The organism is Sphingomonas bacterium (assembly GCF_028289855.1).
Lineage (GTDB): Bacteria > Pseudomonadota > Alphaproteobacteria > Sphingomonadales > Sphingomonadaceae > Sphingomonas.
The window spans coordinates 1-9,266 of sequence record NZ_JAQGKZ010000134.1; the positions used below are offsets into that span (position 1 = coordinate 1).

General features: G+C 64.2%; 8 protein-coding genes and 2 pseudogenes. 5 read left to right on the forward strand and 5 right to left on the reverse strand.

Features of this window, described 5'->3' with window-relative positions:
* From JWM94_RS15275 to JWM94_RS15295, 5 genes and pseudogenes are all read left to right on the forward strand, one after another.
* A pseudogene (locus JWM94_RS15275) lies at positions 1-136 on the forward strand (2,3,4,5-tetrahydropyridine-2,6-dicarboxylate N-succinyltransferase); the annotation flags it as partial.
* Entirely contained in the window at positions 133-930 is a 798-nt protein-coding gene (locus tag JWM94_RS15280) for a glutaminyl-peptide cyclotransferase (RefSeq protein ID WP_299428958.1), read from the forward strand. The pseudogene JWM94_RS15275 and the gene JWM94_RS15280, both read left to right, overlap by 4 nt.
* Positions 931-1,651: 721 nt before the next feature.
* Complete coding sequence (gene glpX / locus JWM94_RS15285) at positions 1,652-2,620, forward strand: class II fructose-bisphosphatase (RefSeq protein WP_299428960.1); 969 nt, start codon at positions 1,652-1,654, stop codon at positions 2,618-2,620.
* A 127-nt stretch (positions 2,621-2,747) separates the two neighbouring features.
* Positions 2,748-4,607: a CocE/NonD family hydrolase gene (locus JWM94_RS15290; protein ID WP_299428962.1), complete on the forward strand. Its 1,860-nt coding sequence runs from the start codon at positions 2,748-2,750 to the stop codon at positions 4,605-4,607.
* Between the two features lie 14 nt (positions 4,608-4,621).
* Positions 4,622-4,885 (forward strand): hypothetical protein, encoded by a 264-nt coding sequence (locus JWM94_RS15295; protein WP_299428964.1) that lies wholly within the window; start codon positions 4,622-4,624, stop codon positions 4,883-4,885.
* A gap of 7 nt (positions 4,886-4,892) precedes the next feature.
* Here the strand turns inward: JWM94_RS15295 and JWM94_RS15300 are convergent, their stop codons facing one another.
* The 5 genes and pseudogenes from JWM94_RS15300 to JWM94_RS15320 form a co-directional block, all read right to left on the reverse strand.
* Entirely contained in the window at positions 4,893-5,654 is a 762-nt protein-coding gene (locus tag JWM94_RS15300) for an ABC transporter permease (protein WP_299428966.1), read from the reverse strand.
* Positions 5,651-6,583 (reverse strand): ABC transporter ATP-binding protein, encoded by a 933-nt coding sequence (locus JWM94_RS15305; protein ID WP_299428968.1) that lies wholly within the window; start codon positions 6,581-6,583, stop codon positions 5,651-5,653. Before JWM94_RS15305 ends, JWM94_RS15300 begins: the two co-directional genes overlap by 4 nt.
* 58 nt (positions 6,584-6,641) lie before the next feature.
* The gene (locus tag JWM94_RS15310; protein ID WP_299428970.1) at positions 6,642-7,352 is read right to left on the reverse strand and encodes a DsbA family protein; all 711 of its coding nucleotides are present in this window, start codon (positions 7,350-7,352) and stop codon (positions 6,642-6,644) included.
* Positions 7,352-8,698: a M48 family metalloprotease gene (locus tag JWM94_RS15315; protein ID WP_299428972.1), complete on the reverse strand. Its 1,347-nt coding sequence runs from the start codon at positions 8,696-8,698 to the stop codon at positions 7,352-7,354. The genes JWM94_RS15310 and JWM94_RS15315 overlap by 1 nt, the downstream gene beginning before the upstream one ends.
* A gap of 96 nt (positions 8,699-8,794) precedes the next feature.
* Positions 8,795-9,266: pseudogene (locus JWM94_RS15320) on the reverse strand (ribonuclease E/G); the annotation flags it as partial.

Below are 9,266 nucleotides of genomic sequence, written 5' to 3' on the forward strand. Positions count from 1 at the left end.
GCCTTATGCGGTCGTCGTACCGGGATCGATCGGCGGCGGCGACGGCAAGCCGGCGCTCTATTGCGCGGTGATAATCAAGCGCGCCGACGCGCAGACGCGCGCGAAGACGAGCATCAACGAATTGCTCAGGGAATGATCGTGCGGCTCGCGATCGTCCTCATCGCGCTCTTCGCAGGCCCGGCGGTCGCGCAGGACATTCCTGTGCTCGACCCTACCAGCGTGCCCGTCTCCCGCGCGGAGATCGTCGCGACCTACCCGCACGATCCGCAGGCCTATACCGAAGGGCTGTTCTACGAAGATGGCAAGCTCTGGGAGAGCACTGGGACGATCGGCAAATCGGGCATCCGCCAAGTCGACCTTCGCACCGGCAAGGTGCTCAAGAGCGTCGCGGTCAACCCGCCGCTGTACGGCGAGGGTATCGCGCCGTGGCGCGACCAGATTCTCAGCCTGACGTGGAAGAACCATGTCGGCTTCCGCTGGTCGAAATCGACGCTCAAGAAGATCGGCGAGTTCAAGTACGAAGGCGAGGGCTGGGCGCTGACCAGCGACGGGACCAGCCTGATCCTGTCGGACGGCACGCCGGTGCTGCGCTTCGTCGATCCCACGACCTTCGCGGTCCGCCGCACGCTGACCGTGACGCATGACGGCCAGCCGCTGATCAATCTCAACGAACTCGAATATGTCGATGGCGAGATCCTCGCCAACGTCTGGCTGACCGACCGTATCGCGCGGATCGATCCAAAGACCGGCAAGGTAATCGGCTGGATCGACGTCGCCGAACTCCACCGCCAGGTCGGCAATACCGCCGAAAACGACGTGCCCAACGGCATCGCCTGGGATGCGAAGAAACGCCGGCTGTTCGTCACCGGCAAGGACTGGGCGTATGTGTTCGAGATCAAGGCGCCGCGCGACACGAATGTGATAAAGTAACATTCGTTTGACTTTGGAAGTCGCTGGGCCATGGTGCCATATGCGATTGCGATCGTCTTTCGTCGCGTTGTTGTGGATCACCACAGCCATCATCATAGGGCCGCTGCTTTGGGCACTTACCGCAGCGGCGATCGACACGGTAGCGGGTGATGCAGATTCCTCCGACCACTCGGCGCGGGAACTTGAGCACATTTATCGCTTGGCGTCGTATCAGCGCGGCGACCGTATGATATTCGATCCGCGTATTTTCGATGCAAAAACGGTTGCGCAAGACTGCGGCGTGCGTTGGGAAGCGTTGAAATCGGTCGATTTTGACGACATGAAATTCGGGCCGCCTTGGAGCCCAGGCAAAGGCTGGTCGACTATGACCGCCGAAAGCATTGGCACAGATGTCGAAGAGCAGAAGTCTTTTGACGTTGCTGCGTTAAAGCGCCGCACAAGCATGTTCGAGCGCTCATTCCTGATCCGATGCATCTCTTCAAGCATCGCACGTCCCCTGTGCGTCGCGAGGGTCCGCGGTGTGACCGGGGTCAATCGGGGAGGCGACGATCCGACGGAGCTAGCTTTCTATCGCTACGTCCGAGCCGACCAACATCAGAGGGCATGCTTGTTCTTTCGCGGACTGGCTGGCTGGCTGAGCGACAGCATCGACGCGTCTCGACACGGTAACACGCGCAGCCTATCCGCGCCCGCAACGATCAATCAAAGGACTCCCCAAAACATGACTACCGCCAGCCAGGTGCTCGACCGCGTGCTCGTGCTCGAAATGGTGCGCGTGACCGAAGCCGCCGCGATCGCCGCGTCGACGCTGACCGGGCGTGGCGACGAAAAGGCGGCGGACGCCGCCGCGGTCGAGGCGATGCGCGCGGCGCTCAACGAACTGGCGATGGACGGCACCGTGGTGATCGGCGAGGGCGAGCGCGACGAGGCGCCGATGCTGTTCATCGGCGAAAAGGTCGGGTCGGCGATCGGCACCGGGCCCAGGATCGACATCGCGCTCGATCCGCTGGAAGGGACGACGCTCTGCGCCAAGGCTGGGCCTAACGCGCTGGCGGTGCTGGCGATTTCCGAAGAAGGCAATCTGCTCAACGCGCCCGACGTGTACATGGACAAGATCGCGGTCGGGCCGGGCTATCCCGAGGGCGTGATCGACCTCGACAAGACCCCGACGCAGAATATCGAGGCGGTCGCCGCGGCCAAGGGCGTCAAGCCGAGCGAGTTGATCGCGTGCGTACTCGACCGGCCGCGCCACGAGGCGCTAATCGCCGAATTGCGCGGGATCGGATGCGGCGTGATGCTGATCGGCGACGGCGATGTCGCGGGGGTGATCGCGACGACCAATCCCGACACGACGATCGACATCTATATGGGATCGGGCGGTGCGCCGGAGGGCGTGCTGGCGTGCGCCGCGCTGCGCTGTGTTGGCGGGCAGTTCAAAGGGCGGCTGCTGTTCCGCAACGAGGACGAGCGCGGCCGCGCGCGCAAATGGGGGATCGAGGATCTCGACAAGCAATACGATCTGGGCGAGCTCGCCAAGGGCGACTGCATCTTTGCCGCAACCGGGGTGACCGACGGCTCGCTGCTCGATGGCGTCAAGCGCCTGGGCGACAAGATGACCACCAATTCGGTGGTCATGCGCGCGAGCTCGGGCACGGTGCGCTGGGTCAAGGGCGAGCATCGCATCAGTTGAGGCCGGCGCATTACGTCGTCATGCCGGACTTGTTCCGGCATCCACCGTGCCGCACAACATTGGACCAGAAGATTCGCGGCACGATGGACCCCGGAACAAGTCCGGGGTGACGGATAGGAGAGCGGTGATGCGTGCAACTATAGTCCTGCTGGCGGCAGCCGCGGCTCTGATTCCCGTGTCGTTCGTAGCAGCTCGGCCCCAAGCCACGCCGCCCGTCGCGCCAAGCATCGCCGACCAGTTTACCTACACGCGCGTGATGGTGCCGATGCACGACGGTGCGAAGATGGAGACGGTGATCATCGCGCCCAAGGGGGCGACAGCCAAGCTGCCGATCCTGTTCCAGCGCACGCCTTATGGCGTGCCCGCGGCATTACCGCCGCAAATGCCGGCGAGCTGGAAACCGCTGATCGCCGACGGCTATATCTTCGTGTTCCAGTCGATGCGCGGGCGGTTTGGGTCGGACGGCACATTCACGCTGTCGACCAGCGTCAAGACGAGTCCCAACGAAGCGACAGACGCCTACGATTCGATCGACTGGCTGGTGAAGAATGTGCCGAACAACAACGGCAAGGTCGGGATGTGGGGCGTGTCGTACCCCGGCTTCGCCGCCGCGGTGTCGCTGGCCAAGCCGCACCCGGCGCTCAAGGCGGTCAGCCCGCAGGCGGCATGGATCGATTATTGGCAGTCGGATGACCTCCACCGCAACGGTGCGCTGCGGCTCAGCTATGCGACCGAATGGGTCTACAGCCTGCAGAACGACAAGACGCAGAACAAGGAACTGAGCCTCGACGGGCTGACCGATGCGTACGACTGGTATCTCAAGATGGGGTCGGTCGAGAATATCGACAAAGACGTGTTCAAGGGCAGCGTGCCGCTGTTCCAGTCGCTGCTCGACCACCCCAATCACGACAGCTTCTACACCGACCAGAACTGGCAGAAGGCGCTGGGCAAGACGACGGTACCGACGCTCAACGTCGCCGGCTTCTGGGACCAGGAAGATCCGTGGGGGTCGTGGCAGATCTACGCCCAGCAGAAGAAGAACGACCCCGATCATCTCGCCCAGATCGTGTCGGGCCCGTGGCGCCACGGCGGGTGGCAGTCGAAGGCGGACTTCCTTGGCCCGATCCCGCTCGGCACCGAAAGCGGGACCGAATTCCAGACGCAGATCCAGGCGCCGTTCTTCGCCTATTGGCTCCACGGCAAGGGGCCGCGCCCGGACTTCACCGCGCGGATGTTCCAGTCGGGGTCGAACGTGTGGAAGAGCTACGCCACCTGGCCGCCGGCGGGCGCCAAGCCGACCGACCTGTACCTCCACGACGACGGCAGTCTGTCGTTCACCGCGCCCGCGGCGGGGGAGGGGTGCCGCGATTATGTCAGCGACCCCGCCAACCCGGTGCCCTTCCGGATGCGACCGATGAGCCGCACCTATGCGACGCCCGATTGGCGGTCGTGGGAATCGGACGATCAGCGTTTCGTCGATCACCGCCCCGACGTGCTCAGCTACACCTCCGAACCGCTCGACCATGACGTGACCGTGACGGGGGAGATCGCCGCCAAGTTGATGGCATCGACCAGCGGCACCGACAGCGATTTCGTGGTCAAATTGATCGAGGTGCTACCCGCCGATTTCGTCGACACCAGCGCAACGAACTGGGCGATCGGCGAATACGCCAGAACGCTCAACGGATACCAATGGCCGATCGCGATGGATGTGCGCCGCGGGCGCTTTCTCGCCAGCGACACCAACCCCCAGCCGCTGGCGCCGAATAAGGTCATCGCGTGGGACGTGCCGCTGCGCGACCACGATCATGTGTTCAAGAAGGGCCACCGGATCATGGTCCAGATCCAGTCGACCTGGTTCCCGGTGATCGACCGCAACCCGCAGAGTTTCGTGCCCAACATCATGCGCGCGAAGCCGAGCGACTTCGTCAAGGCGACGCAGCGCGTGTGTTCCGGGTCTAAAATCGTCCTGCCGCTGATGGGCTGATAGGAGCGCGGACGATGCACGATTTTATGCAATTCTTGTGGCTGATCGCGGTAATCGTCTTCCCGTTCTTCGCCATGGCAATCATGTGGCGGCGCATGAAGAATGTGCGAAATCGCGCCTATCGCGAAGCCGATCCTTTGCCGAACGAGCCAGCTTGGCAGGAGCCGATCGAAGCAGAACACGGCCTGATGCTCGTTCGCACGCAAAGCCCGAACGATGATCTGATCGCACTGGGCGCAAAAGCGAAACAAGCGACCTGGACGCTCACCAACCAGTAAGGCGGCGTTACTCCTTCAGCCGATACCCCGTGCGAAAAATCCATGCGATCACCGCCAGGCACAGCAGCATGAACCCGAAGGTCGCGGCCAGGCTGATCCAGATGTCGACATCGCCCTTGCCGAAGAAGCTCCAGCGGAACCCGCTGATCAGATAGACCACCGGATTGAACAGGCTGACCGTGCGCCACGGCTCGGGCAAGGTGCTGATCGGATAAAAGCTGCCGCCCAGAAAGGTGAGCGGGGTGATGAGGAGCGCGGGCACGAAACTGAGTTGCTCGAATCCCTTGGCCCACACGCCGATGATGAAGCCGAACAGGCTGAACGTGACGCTGGTCAGCGCGAGGAAGGCGATCATCGTCAGCGGGTGGACGATATGGATCGGGACGATCGCCGCCGCGGTCGCGAGGATGACCAGCCCGAGCAGGATCGATTTGGTCGCCGCCGCACCGACATAGCCGACTACCATCTCCATCGAATTGATCGGCGCCGACAGCAGTTCGAAAATCGTGCCGGTAAATTTGGGGAAGTAGATGCCGATCGACGCGTTGCTGATGCTGTTGGTCAGCAGCGCCATCATGATCAGCCCGGGGACGATGAATTCGCCATACGCCACGCCGTTGATCTGCTTCATCTGCCCGCCGATCGCGGCGCCGAACACGACGAAATACAGGCTGGTGGTGATCACGGGGGTGACGAGGCTCTGCCACAGCGTGCGCAGCGCGCGCGCCATTTCGAAGCGATAGATCGCATAGACGCCGTGGAGGTTCATTTGCCGTCCTCCCTGACCAGATCGACGAAGATGTCTTCCAGGCTCGACTTTGAGGTTTCGAGATCCTTGAAGCCGATATTGAGGTCGGCGAGCTTGCGCAGCAGCGAGGGGATGCCGGTGCGCTCGGCCTGCGCGTCGAACACGTAGCGCAAGGTCTTGCCGTCGTTCTGCAGGCTCAGATCCCATTCACCAAGCTCTGCGGGCAATTCGCTCATCGCCTCGCTCAGCGACACATCGAGCTCGCGCTTGCCGAGCTTCTTCATCAGTGCGGCCTTGACGTCGACGACCAGCAACTTGCCGCCGGAGATCACGCCCACGCGGTCGGCCATTTCCTCGGCCTCTTCGATATAGTGCGTGGTCAGGATGATGGTCGTGCCCTTGGCGCGGAGCTTATGGACCAGTTTCCACATGTCGCGGCGCAGCTCGACATCGACCCCGGCGGTCGGCTCGTCGAGGAACAGGATGTCGGGCTCGTGGGACAGCGCCTTGGCGATCAATACGCGGCGCTTCATCCCGCCCGACAATTCCATGATCTTCGACTTGCGTTTGTCGTACAGCGACAGGTCCTTGAGTACCTCGTCGATATGGTCCGAATGCGGTGGATAGCCGAACAGCCCGCGGCTGAACCGGCAGGTCGATTCGACCGTCTCGAACATGTCGGTGGCGAGTTCCTGCGGCACCAGCCCGATCTGCTTGCGCGCGCGCCTGGGTTGGCGGATCGCGTCGAACCCGCCGACGTTGATCGTCCCCGTCGATGGCGTGACGATCCCGCAGATGATGCTGATCAGCGTCGTCTTGCCCGCGCCGTTCGGCCCGAGCAGCGCGAAGATTTCGCCCTTGCGGATGTCGAGATCGATCGCGTGGAGCGCGTGGACACCCGAGGCGTAGGTTTTCGATACGCCGCGGACGGAAAGGATCGGTTCGGTCATGTAGTCCCCTAGGATCGGGAGATGGGGAGGGCGATCATGACGCGCAACTGCGCGCGGGCTATTTCGTACGTGCCACCTCGACCGCCGCGCGCATCTCTTCCAGGCTCAACACGCTCGACACGATCCGGTCGCCGATCACCCAGCTCGGGGTGCCAGTGAGGCCGAGCGGGCGCATCAACGACAGGTTTGTCTTGATTGCTGCCTCGACCGATGCGCTCTTTGCTTCGGCCTTGACCTTGGCAGGATCGAGTCCGGCGACCGCCAACGCCTTGTCCATGCTCGCGTCGGTCAGTGGCCCGCCCGCATAGAGTGCGCGGTGGAGCGCATCGTACTTGCCCGTGCGCCCAGCGACGATCGCATAGCGCGCCGCGGTGTCGCTTTCGGGGCTGAGCACCGGCAGCTCGCGATAGATCACCTTCACCTTGGGGTCGGCGGCGATCAATTGGTCGACGATCGGCAGGCTCGCGCGGCAGTACGTGCAATTGTAATCGAGATATTCGACCAATGTGACGTCGCCATTGGGGTTCCCAGCCCAGGCGCCGCCGACCGGGGTCAGGATGTCGGTGCGGTTGGCGGCGATCACCTTGGCGTTGTTGCGGTCCTGCAGGCGCTGCATCGCTTCGGGGATCACTTCGGGATGCGCGAGGAGATAGTCGCGGACCTGGCTGCCGCCGCTGTAGCGCGACACCAGCAACGTCGTCCCCGCGCCGAGCAATGCGGCTGCCGCCGCGACCAGGGGAAGCGCGGCGCGCGACGACAGGAAGGCCATCATTTCTTCTTGCGCTTCTTGTCGTCGAGTTCGTTCTGGCCGGTCAGCGCGATGTCCTGCGCGCGAATCCAGTCGGGCGTGTTGGCCGGCAGCCCCGCCATCGCCGCGCGCGCCGACATCACCGCCATCCGCGTGTCGCCGGTCATGCTCGCGCGCTCCGCGGTCGCCAGGCTGGCGCGCGCGGTGTCGCCTTTGAGTTCGTAGACCGTGCCGAGCTGGAGCCAGGCGAACGGATTGTCGCTGTCCTTGTTGACCGCGATCCGCAGCACGCGCTCGGCCTCGGCGTAATTTGCCGAATCCTCGGTCGCGATCAGCGCGTGGCCATAGGTGGTGACGATCAGCGGATCGTACCGGGTCAGGTCGCTCGCCTCCTTGAGCGGGCCGAGCGCTTCCTTCGGCCGCCCCGCCTCGAGCAGGATCTGGCCACGGATTTCGAGGAAATAGGGGTCGTGCGGCCGCGCCGCGATCAGCGCCTGCGTCTCCGCATCCGCCTTGTCCGGGTATCCGGCCTTATGCCAGGCATAGGCGCGGGCGTAATGCGCGTAGATCGAATTGTTGCCTTCGGGATAATCGGTCAGCGTCCGGTTGTACGGCGCGACATAGCCCTCCAGTTTGGCCTTCACGCGCTTGAACTGTTCCTCCAGCGCAGCATCCGGAGGAGCGTTCCACGCAGGCGACGCCTTGAGGTCGGCGGTCAGCGTCTGGACGCGCTCGTTCGATAGCGGGTGGGTCTGGGCATAGGGATCGATGTTGGCCATCCCATACCGATATTCCTCGTTGGCCAGCTTCCTGAAGAATTGCAGCATCCCCTTGCCGCTGATCCCGGCCTCGCGGAGGAACTTGGCGCCGGTCGCATCGGCGGTCGCTTCCTGGACGCGAGTGAAGGCGAGCACCTTGCCGAGCGCGGCCTGCTGGCCCGCGGCGAAGATTCCTGCGCCGGCTTCGCCCGCGCCGGCGACGGCGGCGGCGATGCCGAGCACCATGCTAAGCAATGAAATGCCGAGCGCGGGCTTATACCCGGCATCGGCCAGCACGACATGGCCGTCGGCGATATGGCCCAGTTCGTGCGCGATCACGCCCTGGACCTGATTGGCGTTGTCGGCCGCCGCAATCAGCCCCGAATGGATGTAGACGGTCTGCCCGCCGACCACGAACGCGTTGATCGAATCGTCGTTGACCAGCACGACCTGGACGTTGTTGGGCGACAGGCCGGCGGCGATGATCATCTGCCGCGACATGTCCTTGAACATCGCCTCGGTCTCTGCGTCGCGCAGGATTGATTGCGCGCGCGCCGGCTGCACCCAGATCAGGATCATGGCGGCGAAGATCGCGACGTAACGCTTCATATCCCGATCATCCGCCCGTTTGCCCCAGCGATCAACGCGACCGCCGCCCTGCGCTCCGGCGAGTGAACCCGCCATGAAGCGCAGGGCGATCGATCGTCACGCGCCGAAGGTGCGCTGCCACCAGCCGCCGCGGCGCGGCTCGCCATTCTCGTCGACTCCCGCCGCGTCGTCGGCCGGTGCCGCACCGTCGGCTTCGGGCGCAGCGACCATTTCATCGGCGTCGTTCGCCGCCGCCGGAGCGGGTTCGGCCTTCTTGCGCGCGCGCTTCGGCTTGGCGGCCGGTTCCTCGGCGACGGCTTCCACCGGCGTCGGTTCTTCGACAGCAGGCTTGGCTTTCTTGCGCGAACGCTTGGGCTTGGCCGGCGCTTCGGGCTCGGGCTCGGGCGCCGCTTCGACAACCGGGGCCGGAGCCGCGGTTTCCTCGGCGGCACGCGCGCGAGGACGGCGGCGCGAGCGCTTGGGCGCGGCCTCCGTTTCTTCTGCGTCGGGCTCGACCGTGACCGGCACGTTGGGGTTGGCGTGAGTCGCGACCACCGCGCCGGCATCACCGGCATCGGCTTCCTCGGCG

Bases quoted from the DNA above. Each gene is read 5' to 3' on its own strand.
- JWM94_RS15280 (WP_299428958.1), top strand. From the start codon at position 133: ATGATCGTGCGGCTCGCGATCGTCCTCATCGCGCTCTTCGCAGGCCCG.
- glpX (WP_299428960.1), top strand. From the start codon at position 1,652: ATGACTACCGCCAGCCAGGTGCTCGACCGCGTGCTCGTGCTCGAAATG.
- JWM94_RS15290 (WP_299428962.1), top strand. From the start codon at position 2,748: ATGCGTGCAACTATAGTCCTGCTGGCGGCAGCCGCGGCTCTGATTCCC.
- JWM94_RS15295 (WP_299428964.1), top strand. From the start codon at position 4,622: ATGCACGATTTTATGCAATTCTTGTGGCTGATCGCGGTAATCGTCTTC.
- JWM94_RS15300 (WP_299428966.1), bottom strand. From the start codon at position 5,654: ATGAACCTCCACGGCGTCTATGCGATCTATCGCTTCGAAATGGCGCGC.
- JWM94_RS15305 (WP_299428968.1), bottom strand. From the start codon at position 6,583: ATGACCGAACCGATCCTTTCCGTCCGCGGCGTATCGAAAACCTACGCC.
- JWM94_RS15310 (WP_299428970.1), bottom strand. From the start codon at position 7,352: ATGGCCTTCCTGTCGTCGCGCGCCGCGCTTCCCCTGGTCGCGGCGGCA.
- JWM94_RS15315 (WP_299428972.1), bottom strand. From the start codon at position 8,698: ATGAAGCGTTACGTCGCGATCTTCGCCGCCATGATCCTGATCTGGGTG.